The sequence below is a fragment of the Nostoc sp. genome (assembly GCF_036917095.1).
Lineage (GTDB): Bacteria > Cyanobacteriota > Cyanobacteriia > Cyanobacteriales > Nostocaceae > Nostoc.
The window spans coordinates 56,277-73,582 of sequence record NZ_JBALFH010000024.1 but is presented as its reverse complement, the minus strand read 5'-3'; the positions used below and the strand labels follow the sequence as shown (position 1 = coordinate 73,582).

At 40.8% G+C, this 17,306-nt stretch carries 15 protein-coding genes; 11 read left to right on the top strand and 4 right to left on the bottom strand.

The window, feature by feature from the left end:
- Nucleotides 1-299 precede the first annotated feature (299 nt).
- The 4 genes from V7L01_RS13135 to V7L01_RS13120 all read left to right on the top strand — a co-directional run bounded on the left by V7L01_RS13135 (nt 300) and on the right by V7L01_RS13120 (nt 4,231).
- Entirely contained in the window at nt 300-1,022 is a 723-nt protein-coding gene (locus V7L01_RS13135; RefSeq protein ID WP_335035360.1) for a carbonic anhydrase, read from the top strand.
- A gap of 642 nt (nt 1,023-1,664) precedes the next feature.
- Nucleotides 1,665-3,173, top strand: coding sequence for a UbiD family decarboxylase (locus V7L01_RS13130; protein ID WP_335035358.1), 1,509 nt, complete (start codon nt 1,665-1,667; stop codon nt 3,171-3,173).
- 103 nt (nt 3,174-3,276) lie between these two features.
- Nucleotides 3,277-3,804 (top strand): SH3 domain-containing protein, encoded by a 528-nt coding sequence (locus V7L01_RS13125; RefSeq protein ID WP_335035356.1) that lies wholly within the window; start codon nt 3,277-3,279, stop codon nt 3,802-3,804.
- Between the two features lie 184 nt (nt 3,805-3,988).
- Nucleotides 3,989-4,231 (top strand): DUF4058 family protein, encoded by a 243-nt coding sequence (locus V7L01_RS13120; RefSeq protein ID WP_335035390.1) that lies wholly within the window; start codon nt 3,989-3,991, stop codon nt 4,229-4,231.
- 131 nt (nt 4,232-4,362) lie between these two features.
- Here V7L01_RS13120 and V7L01_RS13115 read toward each other — a convergent pair whose 3' ends face one another.
- Nucleotides 4,363-4,902, bottom strand: coding sequence for an endonuclease domain-containing protein (locus V7L01_RS13115; RefSeq protein WP_335035354.1), 540 nt, complete (start codon nt 4,900-4,902; stop codon nt 4,363-4,365).
- A gap of 181 nt (nt 4,903-5,083) precedes the next feature.
- Between V7L01_RS13115 and V7L01_RS13110 the strand changes: the two genes are divergently transcribed.
- A complete protein-coding gene (locus V7L01_RS13110) occupies nt 5,084-6,721 on the top strand; it encodes a tetratricopeptide repeat protein (RefSeq protein ID WP_335035352.1) in 1,638 nt (545 codons plus the stop codon).
- Nucleotides 6,722-6,949: 228 nt separating this feature from the next.
- On the opposite strand, the gene V7L01_RS13105 is transcribed toward V7L01_RS13110, so the two are convergent.
- Nucleotides 6,950-8,860, bottom strand: a complete 1,911-nt coding sequence (locus V7L01_RS13105; RefSeq protein WP_335035350.1) for an acetate--CoA ligase family protein — start codon at nt 8,858-8,860, stop codon at nt 6,950-6,952.
- A gap of 316 nt (nt 8,861-9,176) precedes the next feature.
- Between V7L01_RS13105 and V7L01_RS13100 the strand changes: the two genes are divergently transcribed.
- From V7L01_RS13100 to V7L01_RS13080, 5 genes are all read left to right on the top strand, one after another.
- The gene (locus V7L01_RS13100) at nt 9,177-9,380 is read left to right on the top strand and encodes a hypothetical protein (protein WP_335035348.1); all 204 of its coding nucleotides are present in this window, start codon (nt 9,177-9,179) and stop codon (nt 9,378-9,380) included.
- Nucleotides 9,381-9,499: 119 nt separating this feature from the next.
- Nucleotides 9,500-9,685 (top strand): hypothetical protein, encoded by a 186-nt coding sequence (locus tag V7L01_RS13095; RefSeq protein WP_335035346.1) that lies wholly within the window; start codon nt 9,500-9,502, stop codon nt 9,683-9,685.
- A gap of 31 nt (nt 9,686-9,716) precedes the next feature.
- Nucleotides 9,717-10,559, top strand: coding sequence for a cyanophycinase (locus tag V7L01_RS13090; protein ID WP_335035344.1), 843 nt, complete (start codon nt 9,717-9,719; stop codon nt 10,557-10,559).
- Between the two features lie 347 nt (nt 10,560-10,906).
- Nucleotides 10,907-11,347, top strand: coding sequence for an NADAR family protein (locus V7L01_RS13085; protein ID WP_335035342.1), 441 nt, complete (start codon nt 10,907-10,909; stop codon nt 11,345-11,347).
- Nucleotides 11,348-11,848: 501 nt separating this feature from the next.
- A complete protein-coding gene (locus tag V7L01_RS13080; protein ID WP_335035341.1) occupies nt 11,849-12,949 on the top strand; it encodes a tetratricopeptide repeat protein in 1,101 nt (366 codons plus the stop codon).
- Nucleotides 12,950-13,027: 78 nt separating this feature from the next.
- On the opposite strand, the gene V7L01_RS13075 is transcribed toward V7L01_RS13080, so the two are convergent.
- On the bottom strand, nt 13,028-13,696 hold the full coding sequence (locus V7L01_RS13075; protein WP_335035339.1) for a phosphoribosyltransferase: 669 nt from the start codon (nt 13,694-13,696) through the stop codon (nt 13,028-13,030).
- 192 nt (nt 13,697-13,888) lie between these two features.
- Here V7L01_RS13075 and V7L01_RS13070 point away from each other — a divergent pair, with 192 nt between their 5' ends.
- Nucleotides 13,889-14,569: a uracil-DNA glycosylase gene (locus V7L01_RS13070; protein WP_335035337.1), complete on the top strand. Its 681-nt coding sequence runs from the start codon at nt 13,889-13,891 to the stop codon at nt 14,567-14,569.
- A gap of 218 nt (nt 14,570-14,787) precedes the next feature.
- Here the strand turns inward: V7L01_RS13070 and V7L01_RS13065 are convergent, their stop codons facing one another.
- The gene (locus V7L01_RS13065; RefSeq protein ID WP_335035335.1) at nt 14,788-17,100 is read right to left on the bottom strand and encodes a transglutaminase TgpA family protein; all 2,313 of its coding nucleotides are present in this window, start codon (nt 17,098-17,100) and stop codon (nt 14,788-14,790) included.
- Between the last annotated feature and the right edge of the window lie 206 nt (nt 17,101-17,306).

Below are 17,306 nucleotides of genomic sequence, written 5' to 3'. Positions count from 1 at the left end.
AAAGCACAGTAAATATAAACAATAGAGTGACTTGGCTTTTGACACAATTTATACTCTTTATTGATCAGTATATTCTGTATTAGAAAAACTGGTTTTTATGCTTAACTTTGCTTTAAATTTGACAGATAATATTAAGCATATTTGACTTAAATAATAATTAATTTATCCATAAAATAAATTATAAACTACGATAATATCTGAAGATTAAATTACTCTTAAACCGTGTAATAAGGTACTCTTATATTTTGTTTAGCTCTGATATATTCCTGATAAAAGCTTTGTTGTTATCAGGTAGATTGATGAGCCGAATTAATGGATTTGTAGGGCGACGTGATTTCTTAAGATTCGCCAGTGTATTAGGTATTGCGGCTACAGGTTTTGGTGATAATTTTTGGAATTCAAAGCAAACTGCTATTGCTGATATTCATCCAGTTAACCCTAATCCAATTAGTCCAAATGAAGCGATCGGGCGCTTGCTGGATGGCAATCAAAGATTTATCCATCAAAAACGTCAATATCCCGATCAATCATTAGAACATCTCCGATTAGTTGCTAAAGCTCAGTATCCCTTTGCCGCCATATTAGGCTGTGCAGATTCCAGAGTACCTGCGGAAATCGTCTTCGATCAAGGGCTTGGAGATTTATTTGTCGTGCGAGTTGCTGGTAATGTCGTCAGTGACACGGTTATAGGGAGTCTGGAATATTCAACAACAGTATTGGGTTCGCAGTTGATTGTGGTTTTGGGTCATAGAAGATGCGGTGCAGTAGCAGAAGCAATCAAAAACGAACCACTTCCTGGCAGAATTGGTTTGATTATTGAGGGCATTAAACCATCTATAGAAAGGGTAAAGTTAATAACAAGCGATAATATGCAGAATGTCGTTATAGCCAACATTCAATATCAGACTGAAAAATTGCAGGAAAACTCAACAATTTTAGCCAAATTGCTCCGTGAAGGTAAACTAAAAATTGTTAGTGCTTGTTATGATATTGACACTGGTAAAGTCAACATTATTACTTAAGCATCTCACACCTTTTTCGCGTAGGATTATTACTTTGAGCGTCTTACAAAAAATTATTATTTATAAAATATTTTTTATTCATAATCTTGAAGATTAATCAAATTAATTGCTCAACTTAGAAAAATATTCCCGATACCATTTCACAAAATACTTGTTACATATATATTTGGTAGAGCCATACAATTGTACGCCTCTACAGTTGAACTACGCTAACGCAAACTCATAAAAATTCAGAAACACTTAAAAGCAAGGCATAGCCTAAGGTTGTAAAAAATAAACCCAGCAGGGGTTACATAACAAGGCCGCCTGCCAGGAAGGTATAGTATATTCTGGCCATGTTTGATCGGGTTAGCGCTTATTTCTAAAAAATAATTGCGTATCCCTAGATACAATAACTAAATACTTTGGAAAACACAGTTAAGAAAAGTTACTAAATAGGTTAATTTCTCATTAAAACCAACAATTCCCCAAATGGGGAGATGAGGGAGTAGGGCAAGTAGGGACAAGGAAGGGCAAAGGTGAGAATAATAAAATTACCTCTTTTCCCTCTGCTCCCTGCTCCCTGCCCCTCTGCCTCTTTCCAATGCCCCATAATATAAGAAAGCGCTTCACACTTCTTAAATAATCAGCTTTATTAGAACAATGGCGAGAGACTTGCGGGGATTCATTAAAATTTTGGAAGATAAGGGACAATTACAGCGAATTTCAGCTTTAGTTGACCCAGATTTAGAAATTGCTGAGATTTCCAACCGGATGCTGCAAAAAGGTGGGCCAGGGTTGTTGTTTGAAAACGTCAAAGGCGCTTCCTTTCCTGTAGCGGTGAATTTGATGGGAACTGTGGAAAGGATTTGCTGGGCGATGAATATGCAGCATCCAGAAGAGTTGGAAACTCTGGGGAAAAAACTGAGTATGCTGCAACAGCCAAAACCGCCGAAGAAGATTTCTCAGGCGATAGATTTTGGAAAAGTATTGTTTGATGTAGTGAAGGCGAAACCAGGACGGGACTTTTTCCCTGCTTGTCAGCAAGTTGTGCTTCAAGGTAATGATTTAGATTTAAACAAGTTACCGTTGATACGTCCTTATATTAATGATGCTGGCAAGATTATCACGCTAGGGTTGGTAATTACCAAAGATTGTGAGACGGGTACACCAAATGTAGGTGTGTATCGTTTGCAACTGCAATCTCAGAATACGATGACGGTTCACTGGTTATCAGTGCGGGGTGGGGCGAGGCATTTGCGAAAAGCGGCCGAACGTGGGAAAAAATTAGAAGTTGCGATCGCACTTGGTGTAGATCCTCTAATTATCATGGCAGCTGCCACACCCATCCCTGTAGATTTATCAGAATGGCTGTTTGCAGGCCTGTATGGCGGTTCTGGTGTGCAGTTGGCGAAGTGTAAAACTGTAGATTTAGAAGTTCCCGCAGATTCAGAATTTGTCTTGGAAGGAACGATTACACCCGGAGAAGTTTTACCAGATGGGCCTTTTGGCGACCACATGGGTTATTACGGCGGCGTGGAAGATTCGCCGTTAATCCGGTTTGAGTGTATGACGCACCGGAAAAATCCGATTTACTTAACAACATTTAGCGGTCGTCCACCGAAAGAAGAAGCGATGATGGCGATCGCACTTAATCGCATCTATACACCTATTCTGCGGCAGCAAGTATCAGAAATTGTTGATTTCTTCCTCCCAATGGAAGCTTTGAGTTACAAAGCGGCGATTATTTCCATAGATAAAGCATATCCGGGACAAGCGCGACGGGCAGCTTTAGCGTTTTGGAGTGCTTTGCCACAATTTACATACACAAAATTTGTAATTGTTGTGGATAAAGACATAAATATTCGCGATCCGCGTCAAGTTGTGTGGGCGATTAGTTCTAAAGTTGACCCAGTGCGCGATGTCTTTATTCTGCCGAATACACCTTTTGATACCTTGGATTTTGCCAGTGAGAAGATTGGCTTAGGTGGACGGATGGGAATTGATGCGACTACAAAGATTCCGCCGGAAACAGATCATGAATGGGGTTCGCCTTTGGAGTCAGACCCAGATGTGGCGGCGATGGTAGAAAGGCGATGGGCGGAGTATGGTTTGGCAGAGTTGCAGTTAGGAGAAGTAGACCCAAATTTGTTTGGCTATGATATGAGGTAATACCATTTTAGTAAATACCTGATAAAGATAGAGATGTAGGGGCGTACAGATGTGCGCCCCTACATTTAATGGCATAAAATTGAAGAAATTATGATAAAAAAAAGTGAAAAATCCAGCATCAAAGTTAGCGATGGGATTGGCATTCAGTTGTATTAGTCTGATGCTGAATACTGGTATAGCTAATCAAATAGCTTTAGCGAAATCAACTAATCTTCAAAAGTGCAATATTCTTGCCTACGTCACTGATACAGATCCGCAAGGTTTAAATGTGCGGAGTAATAGAAGTAGCAAAAGTAAAATTCTGGGGCAAATACCCATCAACGAAACAGTTCAGGTTGTTGCTGCTGCTGGAGATAGGGTGCAGATTACTAATGCTAGCGATGGTTTTAAAGGAACTGGATGGGTATTCGTGTCAAAATTAGGTTTAACAACGCGGGGCTACGGTACTAATGGCGTGGATTTATATGCTAATACCAATCAACAAAGCCAAAAAGTGAGAAGAATTCCTGCTAATACGCCCGTCAAATTGTTAGGCTGTCAGGGAGGTTGGGCGCAGGTGAAATATCAAGATGTTAAGGGTTGGTTAACAAGGGAAGATCGGTGTGGTTCAGCCCTTACTAGTTGTTCTTAGAACCCCACCCCCAACCCCCTCCCCGCAAGCGATGAGGGGGCTATGAGAATTAGGTTTAAAATTTTGGTTTTGAGATATTTGTTATGACTTAGTAATAGATTACAGCAAAGATCCAGTGTCCAAATAGTCAGAAGAGAATGCAGTTTGGGCAAACTCATTGTTACAGGAGAAAGGACTGCGTTAAATAAGAAGTCACTATCAAATTTTAGTTTGTCGTGGCGATCGCTATACTTCTGCTGACTTATATGCTTTTAATTTACCAGATATAATTCCACCCTTCCCCATACCTTTGCATTCTGGAGATACGGAACTATTTATAGATTTGCAGACATTGTTAAATGAGATATATGATATCTACCGCTATGATTTGGTAGTAGATTATAGTCAACAAGCAGTACCAGCGTTGTCAGAAGCAGATGCCGCTTGAGCGGATGCACTGTTGCAGGAGAAAGGGTTACTGTAGAACAACTTATAAAGTGTGGGAAATGCCTTGAATGGATATTTTAATAGAATAATCTCATCAAAAGATTCGCAGAAATATAAATGAGGTGGATTACACTACTGCGATCGCACTTCCTCATCAAAACCCACATAATTAGCCCCCTCTCGAAGAGCGGGGAGGGGGTTGGGGGTGGGGTTATATCTCTGCAACCAAGCAGCAATATCCTGCAACACCCCCTCCATCCTCACCAGAACATCCTCATTTCTAAATCGCACAACCTGCAACCCCAAACTCTCCAAAAATTCTTGACGTATCGCATCTTCCTCTTGAGTGTAATCGTGAATTTCGCCATCCACTTCCACTACTAACCGCGCTTCATTACAGTAAAAATCGACGATAAAGCGGTCAATTGTTTGCTGACGGCGGAACTTGAAACCCAAAAGTTGCTTGTGTCTCAACTTCTGCCAAAGTAGCTTTTCTGCTAGAGTTGGTTCACACCGCATCTGTCGCGCTAATGGCTTAAGTTTTTTCCAAAGTTCGTGTGGGGTTTGCCAAGGGTATCCCGGAACCCCACCCCCTAACCCCCTCCCCGCAAGCGAGGAGGGGGGACTGGAGTCGGTGGAAAACTTTGGGTTGGGGTTGTGATTTTCGGTCATTTGCAATTTTGGTGGTTAACTAATTAGTATTTCATGTATTATTAAGAGCGATCGCACTCTCCCAACTCCTCAAAACTCTGGCATAATCAGACATGACTACGCCTAAAAAGCTAATTTAAAGCTTTACGCCGAATGGATATTTTAATAGAATAATCTCATCAAAAGATTCGCAGAAACATAAATGGACTGGATTACACTACTGCGATCGCTACAGTCTGATTTTATTAAAAGGTTAACATCTGGTTCTCTGCTTCATTGTGAAACAGAAGGTCAATATAGTGAAGTAACTATAATCTCTGGAGAAAGGTTAAGGGCATTACGGGAATTTTGTTGGCTGATGGCTGAGAAATATAAACGTGTTTCGCCAGTCCGTGACGTTTTTATTAGCTATCTCAAAGGTAAGTTGGGTGAGGAAGTTGTCAAAGAACGTTTAGCTGATTTTATTACCGAAGTTGATTATGAAAAGCGATTCGGCGGCGATGGTAATATAGATTTTACCTTGACTTGTGACCCATCTATTGGTATTGAGGTTAAATCTCGTCACGGTCGGATTGACAGAGTTAGATGGTCAATTAGTTCTGAAGAGGTTGAAAAAAATGCAGTTGTAGTTTGCATTTTGATTCAAGAGGATGTGAGTGAAGCACAATCTGAGTATCACCTTTTCTTGGCTGGCTTTCTCCCAACGCGGATGATTAAGTTGAAGACTGGTAAAATCTCATTTGGGATAGAACAATTACTTTATGGTGGTGGTTTATGGTGTTATCTAGAACAGTTACAATCTTCTATAAATAATTATTCTAGGCAACAACCATCAATTTACAAATATCTCCCGAAGCAAGAAATTATATCTAAGTCAATTAATAATCAGTTGAGCAAATCTTATTTTGAACCTCAACTAGAGAATAATTTACAATATCGTAATGAAGATTTAGATACACTTTATGTAAAAATCGGTGATGAATGCTTTGAAAAAGGAGAGTATTCAAATGCAATTACCAACTATAATCAAGCTTTACAAGTTAAATCTAGTGATATTGACTTATATTATAAACGAGGTTTATCTCACTATCAAATAGGAGATTATGAAGCTGCGATCGCAGATTATTCTCAGGCAATTCAGATAAATCTTCATGATGCTAAATCTTATAATAAACGAGGTTTAGCTCTTTCTCAACTGGGGCGATTAGAAGAGGCAATTAATGATTATACTCAAGCTATCAGAATTAATCCTAATGTTGCCGTAGCTTATAAAAACCGGGCTGAAGCTCGTTCTCATGTGGGAGATAATCAAGGAGCAATTGAGGATTATACTCAGGCTATTAAAATTAACCCTCATTATGCTGATGCTTATAAAAATCGTGGAATTGCTCGTTATTTATTAAATTCTCAACCGGGATTTCCCCAAGCAATCAAAATTAATCCTAAAGATGCCATAGCTTATAAAAAACGTGGTAATGCTCGTTCAGATTTAGGAGATTTTGAAGGAGCGATTGAAGATTATACTCAAGCAATCCAGATTAATTCAAATTATGCAGATGCTTATTACAACCGTGGTAATGCTCGTTCCGATTTAGAAGATTTTCAGGGAGCAATTGAAGATTATACCCAAGCAATCCAGATTAATTCAAATTATGCAGATGCTTATTACAATCGTGGCAATATTCGTTTAGAAATAGCAGATAAACAGGGAGCAATTGAAGATTTTCAAAAAGCGGCAGACATCTATCGTCAAGAAGGTAAGCTAGAAGCAGTTAAAGATACACGAGAAATAATATTAGATTTAGAAATAGAAGAATCATTAGATATTTTAAACTTCTAGAAAATTGAAAAATTCGGATAAATAGCAATTTTCAGTCTAATATCATGTCCGCATAATCAGTTATGATTCCCACAGTGATTACATCCCACACCTTACCCCTCCTCGCTTGCGGGGAGGGGGAGACGAAGCGTAGCTTTGGCGGGGTGGGGTTCTTCAGGTCTAATAACTAATCAAGCGGACATGATATAAGAGAATATTTGAAATGTATTAGGCGAATAGAATTCGCTACTACAAAATTGCTCCAGTCTCTTTCAAATAAACCCGCGTAAATGGTTCATCTTCACCCAAAGAATAATCTTCAATCAACCCTTTGCGACGAATAGAAATATCGTTGCCTTTTCTAATCACCACAGTCGAACCATCGAAAATATCCCGTACCAACATCATCTCAGTTTCGGTAGGATTATCCAAAACTACCATATTACTACTGCGGTAAAACATCCCCTCTTCATCTAGAATATCTTCCGCATACTCGGCAATGAGTAAATCAAGTTTTGGATGACGCAGCAAAGTTTGGACGTTGCCGTTGTAATTTTTGCTTAATACTTTTTTCGAGCGATTCACAAAAACTGCATCACGACAAACAGCACCTATTGTCCAGTTGGGGTTTTGCAAAAGGATATGGTCAATTGTTGCTTGCAGTTCTTCAACTGAGATTTTATTAAAGGTAATAATTGGTATCCTGGCATCTGTACCCGACTCAAAAAAGGTTTCTAAGATATGAGAAGGCACATCAACGCTTTCGCCAACAGAAGGTTTAAGATGCATTAAAACGCCTGGTGCAGCGTTGATTTCCAAGATGGCAAAGTTACTAGACTTCCAAGATTCTGAGAGACTTTTGGTCATGACATCAATACCAAGGCAAGTCAGCTGGAAGTGTTGGGCAATATCTTGCGCCAAGATAATATTGTCATCATGAACTGTCTGGGTTGCATCGATGCTCATACCTCCGGCGGAAAGATTAGCGACTTTACGCAGGTAAACAGTGCGCCCCTTCTCAATCACGCTGTCCAATGATAAGCGCTGTTCCTCTAGGTAGAGTTCCATCGCTTCATCTATCTGAATTTTACTCATCGGCGAGGTAGGCGTGTCTAAACGTGCAGGTTTCCGGTTCTCTAGGCGGATTAATTCTGCAAGCGTTAAATAGCCATCACCAACAACCGATGCAGGACGGCGTTCTGTGGCAGCGACAAATCTGCCATTGACACACAACAAACGAAAATCCGACCCGGAAATACTTTTCTCAACAATTATCCGAGTTAGCTGATCTTCGGGAATCGCTGCCAGTGCCCTACTATAAGCAGCTGCAAGTTCTTTTGAGTCTTGCACGTCAGCCGTAACGCCAATTCCTTTGTGACCTACTACTGGCTTAACTGCCACTGGGTAGCCAATTTGTCTGGCTGCGGACAAGGCTTCCTTTTCAGTAAAGACGATATCGCCTTCAGGGACTGGGAAACCCAAGGTTTTCAAAAATGCCTTGCAGTCATCTTTACGGGTGGTGAACTCCGAATCTAGATGACTATCACAGTTAAATGTTGTTGCTACCCCTCGGACATGTTTTTTTCCCAAACCGTATTGCATTAATCCTTCTTCCCACAAATAAAAGGCGGGAATACCTTTTTCGTAGGCTGTTCGCAATAGGGCGTAAACCGTGGGGCCGCCATAAACAGAGGCGCGGAATTTATTTTGCAGCCTCACCAATTGTTCATCAAAGGTAAAGTCTTCGTCTTGAGTAATGGCTTCAAACCAATCCCAAACAAAATAAGCTACCTCTCTAGTTGTGCGTTCGTGTAGTGATTGGACGCTAATCCGCACAAAATCTGGATATGGCTTGACACTCCAACGGTTAAGGTGCAAATCCATGTCCAGTTTTCCGACTTCGGACACAACTTGGGCAAAAAGATGAGCATAAGATTCGTAGCTATGGCTGCCCAGATTTGGATAGCGATCGCCAATCTTTGCAATATAATCTTCAATGGGCAAACGTTCTCTAGACTCAACTAGAGCAAAGTCAAATACTAACGCCCCTATATCTAAATAGGGGTTGGGCCCAACATAATGCTTGAAGTTGAAAATATCGAATACATCCGTTCTTCTAGCGTTAATGCGGACTAAATCACTGCTTTTTTGTAGAACCATTGATTACGAACCTTTGGCTAAACACCCTGAAATTTAAATGCTGAGTTCTGGTTACTCAGACTTATTGATTGTAAATTAACTCACATTATTTTTTGAGAGTGATGGCAAAGCCATTGATCTAATCAGAACCCACATTAAACCTATTAGTAAGCATTTTCAACTATCTCAAGGCATAATTAAACCCCCCTACCTCAGCAAAGAAAAAATTACAGTCAATTCATCCTCATGAATAGTCAAATATATAACCTTTGAAAGGTGCAACACCCAAGCAATAATTTATATAAAAGAATATGCGGTATTCAAAAGACAGCAAAGTATGAATAGCACACAAGCTGCTCTAAGAGACGAAATTCGAGAACTTGCTGAGGAAGCTTTTCACCAAAAGCTGATCTCTGGGCATGGTGATGGCCCGGATATGGATGAGTATCAAATTGTCTACCAAGGCAAACCCAGGCATCTGCCACTAGAACAAGCACGTTTTTTCTTAACTAACTTGCTTTACAGAAGTCGCATTCATTAGGACTTACCATCAGATATCAAATTGTAGCCAGCTAGCGTTAATACAAATTACTCACAATTGCACGACACGATAAGTTGTCAATCGGCGATTAGCAAGATATTAAATCATGCCTCTAGAAAATGTCTCTAGAGGCAATTGCTGCTGTGGATTTTATTAAGTCAACGAAAATTAATGAGGATAATTATTTTGGATATAATTTTTCGGAAAAATCTCTTGGTCTAATTGCGATCGGAAATTTTAATCCTACCTTCTATCAGGTAATCTACCAAAGGGATGATTTGATAGTTGGAATTGTCATGGTTTAGTGAAATTTATTAACTCAAATCAGGGGTCATCATGGTGGAAACTAATATCAAACGGCAGTTGGTAATTATTGGGGGAGCAGAAGATAAGGAAGGAGATTGCCAAATTTTGCGTGACTTTGTGCGACGCGCTGGGGGCACGAAGGCGTATATTGTAATTATGACGGCAGCGACAGAATTACCTAGAGAAGTGGGAGAAAATTATATTAGAGTATTTGAGCGCCTGGGAGCCGAAAATGCTCGCATTATTGATACAGAAACCCGCGAAGATGCATCCTCATCTACCGCATTGGAAGCAATTCATAAAGCAACTGGGGTATTTTTTACTGGGGGAGATCAAGCTCGCATCACCAGTATCCTCAAGGACACCGAAATAGATGCGGCAATTCATCAACGGTTCTCTGAAGGTGTAGTTATCGGAGGCACAAGCGCCGGAGCTGCCGTGATGCCAGATGTAATGATTGTGGAAGGCGACTCAGAAACACATCCTCGGATTGAAACTGTTGAAATGGGCCCTGGTCTTGGTTTTCTACCAGGAGTGGTAATTGACCAGCATTTTTCCCAGCGCGGACGCTTGGGACGCTTAATTTCAGCTTTGATACTACAGCCTGCTGTTTTAGGATTCGGTATTGACGAGAATACCGCTATGGTCGTGACAGATAACCAAATTGAAATTATTGGTGAAGGTGCGGTTACGATTGTTGATGAATCAGAGGCTACGTACAACAATATGGACGAAATTTTGAAGGATGAGTCTTTAGCGATTTGCGGAGCAATGCTTCATATTTTGCCACATGGCTTCAAATTTGACTTGAAAACCCGCCAGCCTATCTTAAATAATGGCTCTGTGGCAAATATCTCTGTAGCTGTTGGTTGAATCAACACCTAACTTTTCTGAGGTGCGTTTAAATTGAGTCAATAATTAATACTTGTAGATTAGTGACATTTATCTCTTGAATATCCTCCCAAGTAATCTCAGAAATAGGGGACACAGTGCCACTTTTCAGGAAGAAAGGGAGGATTAATTATTAATATTCCTTATCTTAACTTCAGTAAACTCCTACAACTAAGTAAGTAGGCAAGAATAAATTAAACTATGTTACGTAATATAAAAAGCTGTTCCAGCTTTAATTTGTATAATTAGCATGGGCAAGATGCCCATTTTACAATAATTTGATTAAATTTAGATATGCAAACGGTATGTGAAACAGCTTATCAACTTCTATGACAATCTACTTTTATAGCACTCGTGAAGAATATGGTTGTTTCTCTAACTTTTCGCCGCACGGCTTTGAATTAGACGGATTGTATTGGCCAACTAGCGAACACTACTTTCAAGCACAAAAGTTTGTGGGTACACCTCATCTTGAAAAAATCCGCTTAGTTAAAACACCTAAAGATGCGGCAAAAATGGGGCGTGAGAGAACCCGTCCCCTACGTAAAGATTGGGAACAAGTTAAAGACGACATCATGCGGCAAGCTGTGCTATGTAAATTTCAAACTCATACAGATATCAGGGATATCTTACTTTCTACAGACAATGCAGAAATTGTTGAAAACTCGCCCATAGATTTTTACTGGGGTTGCGGAGCTGATGGCAGTGGTAAAAACATGCTAGGAAAAATTTTAATGGAGGTGCGAGAGATTCTGCACCATAGATCGTAGATGTTGATAATAGAACTGTTAAATAATATTCTTGCTATGAATGCTTGCTCCAATATCGACTCTTACAATCGAAATTGAAGTAGAGACAAGCAATTAAAGGCGTGAAACTAAGATATTAATAGGCTCAAATTTCTAGTAGTACTTGTCTTGAAAAAATATTTTGATATCTCCTAGTTTTAAAGACACCAAAAACACACTAGCCTAAACTTTACATTCTTGTTGAGTAGCTTAAAAGCAGCAATTCTTCACAGGATTTACACTGTGCGGTCTAAAAACGTATTTATATTTGAAAGTTTTCTATTGGCTAAGTAACAACTATAGTTATTACTCTTCATTAGTGGTAATCTGAAAGCCGCGATCGACGATTCAAAAGCGAAGCGATCGCTTCACGAGAAACTCTCACCCCTGCTAAATTTAGGCTGTGGTAAACCAGCCTGATGAAAGATACATCCTGGTTTTGGGAACACTAGATTTACCACCAGACTTAACAGAAAGGGGTTGATGTCTAAAGGCGAATCGAATAACAGATCGAAAAATACATTTCCCCTGCAATTACCCACAACATACTTAAAACTAGTGAAGCGTAATACAATTACCCATGAATTTGACTCTGGTTCACAAGCAGAAATACTACCTCCACAGGAAAGTGATGACCATTCATCGGAAGCATCCAAGTTATTACGGCAAGGAATTCAACAGCAGCAAGCTGGTGAATTAATCGCGGCAATGAAGTCTTTACAACAGTCTTTAGGGCTGTTTCAGTCAGTCGGGGATTTACAAAAACAGGCACAGGTACTTTCTTTTTTAGGATTGGTAACTTACAGTGCAGGAGACTACAAAGGCGCTATCTCCTACTCCCATCAGTGTTTATCTTTAGTCAAGGACACCTCAGATTTAGCAGTGCAAATGCAAGCACTTTCCCATTTAGGGAATGCATACCGTCACCTAAATGACCATAAAAAGGCAATTGAGTTTCTGGAAAAGTGCTTAAAGATAACGCAGCAACTGCAAGACAAACGCAGTCAAGTAGCAGCACTAAATAATTTGGGATTAGTGTATAAAGCTTTAGGCAACTTTACACAGGCAATAGAGTATCAGCAGCAAAGCCTAGAAATTGTGCGAGAACTCAAAGATAACTGGGGTGAGGAACAGGTACTCAAGAATTTGGGTAATGCTTGGTATGCTTTGGACAATTACCCAAAAGCGATCGCTTATTATGAGCAGTGTGTAGTACTAGCACGCTCCTTAAAAAATGTTCGCAGTGCTTCTCAGGTGCTAAAGAATCTGGGAAATGCTTGTTATGCTTTAGGTAATTATCCTAAAGCTATTAAGTATTATGAAGAACGGTTGCAATTAGCCAAAGAAATTGAAGACAAGCGTAGCCAAGAACAGTCTTTAGGTAGTTTAGGTGTTGCTTGTGAAGCTTTGGGTGACTATAACAAAGCAATTACATATTATGAAGAACGTTTGCTGTTAGCTAGGAATATTAAAGACCACCGCAGTGAAGAACAAGCTCTTGCTAGTTTGAGAGTCGCTTGCTACGCCTTAGGTGATTATGCCAAAGCTATGCAATACCAGCAGGGAACATCTCCAAATAGTTAAAAAGCAAGACAGGGAAACAATTCAAAAATTAAAAATTAAAAATTAAAATTACTCGCATAGGTCGATTTTGCCCATTATCTATTGTTGCTGGAGATATACGAGAACTTCTAATGTATCTACTTGGGGAAATTCCGTGTAAAAATTACTTACACTCCAGAAGGGTTCTGGTGTTTCCAAAACAATTGTGCGATCGCCCCACTGTTCTAACCAGGGTAGCAATTTTGGTGGCGCGACTGGAGTACATAGCCAAACTGCTGCTGGAGAAAGCGCTTTCATGGCAATTGCCGCTACCGCTATTGTCATACCTGTAGCAATGCCATCATCAACTAAGATGAGCGTAGCATCCTCTGCATTCACCTGCGGACAAGCAGGAATTAATTGAGCCTCAAGAGACTTAGCAAGCTTTATCGCTTTATTTAAAGCTACTTCTCGCCACCGGACATCATGTTTAGGGCGCAATAGCTTTTGATCGCTCCAAAGAACATTTCCAAAAGTAGTGACTGCACCAATTGCTAACTCTGGGTTTTCTGGATGGCTAATCTTTTTCGCTACGACGATTGTCAAGGGACAATTCAAAAGACGTGCTATTGGTGATGCTACTGGTACACCCCCTCTTGGCAAAGCATAAACAATTGGTACAGGCTTTACTCCAGAATCAATAGCTTGCTGAGTTAAAATATCATGAATCACTCGCGCCAATTCCTCACCAGCATGGGTGCGATCGGCGAAAAGCGGGGTATGTGACATGGTTTCCCCCAGCATCTTAGGACGGCACTGCTTTTATCATGACTGAATTTTGTCTCAAATTAACTGATACAATAAGATTTGTATAAATAACTAAGTATTCAGCAAAAGTCTATTGATTCTGATAAATCTCCAACCAAAGCAGTATTTAACTCAGATAAAACAGATGGTGCTGATGCCAAAATCCTAATTTTCATGAGCAGCGAAACCCAACTCAGCCTCTTCGACGACTCAACCCTTAACCAACGAGAACTGATTCCTACAGACGCTAAAATTGCGATCGCTCCCGGAACTTATTCTGACATCACGGAGTTGGCGCAGCATTGCAATAGCTGCCACCGTTGTGCATTGGGAGACACTCGAACTCATGCTGTCGTCGGACGCGGCAATCTCAAAGCACCAATAATGGTTATAGGGGAAGCACCTGGTCAAAATGAAGACGAAACCGGCTTACCATTTGTAGGCAGATCGGGGCAATTGCTGGAGAAAATTTTGGCATCTGTGAATCTGACTACTGAGCAAGATGTATACATCGCCAATATCAATAAATGTCGTCCACCAGATAATAGAGTTCCCACTCCTGTAGAAGTAGCAGCTTGTTTACCCTACTTACTAGAACAAATTCGCCTAGTTGACCCCAAAATAATCCTGTTAACAGGTGCAACTGCTGTCAAAGGCATCACAGGCGATAAGCGGGGAATTACGAAAATTCGCGGACAGTGGCTGGAGTGGGAAGGGCGTTTATGTATGCCAATTTTTCATCCTTCTTACTTGTTGCGTAATCCTTCTAAAGAAAGAGGTGCGCCGAAATGGTTGATGTGGCAGGATATTCAGGCAGTGCGTGCCAAGTTAGACGAAATCCAAAATAACAGCTAATAGACATCTGGTGGAAATAGAGAATATTCCAAATGTGAGAGTACGCCCAATACATTTCGGTTAAGGCAAGAGACGCGATAAATCGCCGTCTTTACAAGAATCAGTCCTTTGTAGAGACGGCGATTTATCGCGTCTTTGCGATTAGCGGCGTGTCATCAAAAAAGCTTATCCGAACCGTATTGAGAGTACGCCTTGAAATAAGCGAACAAAATTTTGAATCACTTAGCAGCTTTTTTCAAAGCTTGCCATCTCTCTCGCAGTCGCTGCAAATTAGGCGTAAGCTCGCCATAGCGCCAGCCAACATAGGCTTGACAAATTTCATCTATAACCTCAGCAGTTGCTAGAGCATGATGCTGGTATGAGACTCTGGCATACTCTAAAGGTGTCTGTGCTGGATGTTTGCCTAAACCTTTTTGGGTTGTCCATTGCAGCATTTGTTGATAAAGGCTCTCCATTGCTGGCAATTTCTTTAACCATCGACGATTGCGCCACTTTCGCCACTGTTCCCAACCCAGCCAACTTAAGAAAGCTGTTGTAGTCCCCACAACTAAGCCAGTCAATACACCAAACCAACCTTGGGAGAATAAAGCTAAAAACCAAGCGATCGCTCTAATTACCCAACTCAATATTGTCCCAAATACATTATTCAACAAACCTGTCACTGGAGAGGGCAACCATCCAGCAACCCAGTGCCACAACTGGCGCAACACACTAAAAGTCTGAGTGTCTTCAATAGATGGGGGAATCAGAGGATGATTGGGAATGGGGTCAAAAGCAAACCAACCATATTTAGGAAAATACACTTCCGTCATCGCGTATGCGTCAGTATTACGGACAACATACAGCCCTGTAAAGGGATTAAATTCTCCTGCACTAAACCCTGCTACCAACCGCGCTGGGATGCCAATAGAACGCAACATTACCGTGAGAACTGTAGAGAAGTGGTCTGGATAGCCTCCTTTTTGCTTGAACAAAAAAGTTTCTACCAAGTCTTCTTTTTCACTCAAATAAGGCAATTCTAAAGGATTTTGGGGAATAGAGTAGCGCTGCTTCAGGTATTGAGCTAAGTAGAGAGCCTTTTCATAAGGTGAATCCAGGCTTTTAGAAGACTTTGTAACTCCTTCTCGATTGTAGTTGGCGAGGATTTCTTCGGTGCGTTGCCGGACTTTTTCGGCAATTTCGGGAGGAATTTGCAGATAATACTTTTTAATATATTGCGGATATGTAGTAGAAGCTTTACCTAACAAAGTGCGATCGCGGTATGGTACTTCGGAAACTACTGTGTAAGTCAGTCCTTGTGATAATTCTACAGGCGATCGCAATCCGTCTTCTTTATCAACAGCAATTATTGGTGTCGGAAAGTAAATTTCCTTGGGATAAGTCATCGCTGGAATTAGATTAGGCAAATCCGACACCACTGTATAAGTTTGTACTACCTCTTGTTTTTTACCAGTGAGTACAGATGGGGAAAGAAAAATTTGATAAGACCAAGGCGATCGTCTAACAGTCGTAACATCTTCATTCCGAGAAACCTCCCATCCCTTACCTGTATAACGGTCAAATCCTAGTACTCGCCAAAAACCCTCAGCTTGCGATCGCACCCGCATTACCACCTTGGGTTTCATCTCGCCCCGCAAGTTTTGGTTCATTTGGCTATTAAAACCATAATAAAAGTTGTTATCTACTTTACCTGGTTGACCAGTTTGATTTTGTCCTGTACCACTGCCTTGATTCTTACCTTTACCTTGGCGGACATAACCGGGATTAATGATGCTACGTCCTGTGAAACTGCCTTTTACTTGAATAGCAGAACTTACAGGAAAAGTTCGTAACTGATAACCAGGGAATCTAGGTAAAACAGCAAAAATTGCCAGCCCTAGACCGACAATTAGTAAAAAAGTTAGAATTAAAAATTTAAAATTTAGACTTGAGGAATTCTTCTGATTGAATTTTTCCTTTTGAGTTTTTAATGGCTGCAAACCCAAGCGCGAGCGATAATCTAATACTAAAGTTGGCAGAGCGATCGCTAAAAATAACAGCAGCACCGGCGCAAATGCTAAAGTCTGACTCAGCGTTGCCGCCACACCCAATAAAATCAGTCCTATGACAATCGAATAGCCCAAATTTTTCCGGCGGGGTGTATCAAAGCTATGCAGCACCTGGAGTTGAATTAATAACTCTGCCAAACCCAACCGCGTATCATTTAACTCTCCCACTAATCGCCCAAAGAAAGCACCCAGTGCTACTAACATTCCGATGGCGATGCAGAACTTAACTGCAACATTGCGATCGTGGCGACGATAATAACTCCAAATCGTACCCACTAGACTTAGGGGTAACGCCCAAAGGCTGAATGAAGTCTCGGCGGCGATATCCGTCGCCACAATTCCTAAAATAACCAACGCTAGTACCAGCACCCGCAAGGAAATTGAATCTTCCACTTCTGGCAAAGACGACTTCTGCGGATTTTGTCGCCAGAAATTATCTACAGGGAGACGCCAAAACCGATTTATCCTGGATAAGTTAAACATTTGAGTCTAATTGAAGCAATGATGTAGATGCGATGGACACAATGCAGGGGAGGTAATTGACTACCCTACTACTGTGTTAAAAAAATGATGGACACGGGTAAACACAAAGAGGGAAAAAGACGCGGGGACGCGGAGAATTATTAAATACTTTCTCCGTGTCTCCGTGTCCCTGTGTCCCTGTGTCTTTGTAATAACTGCTTCTTGTA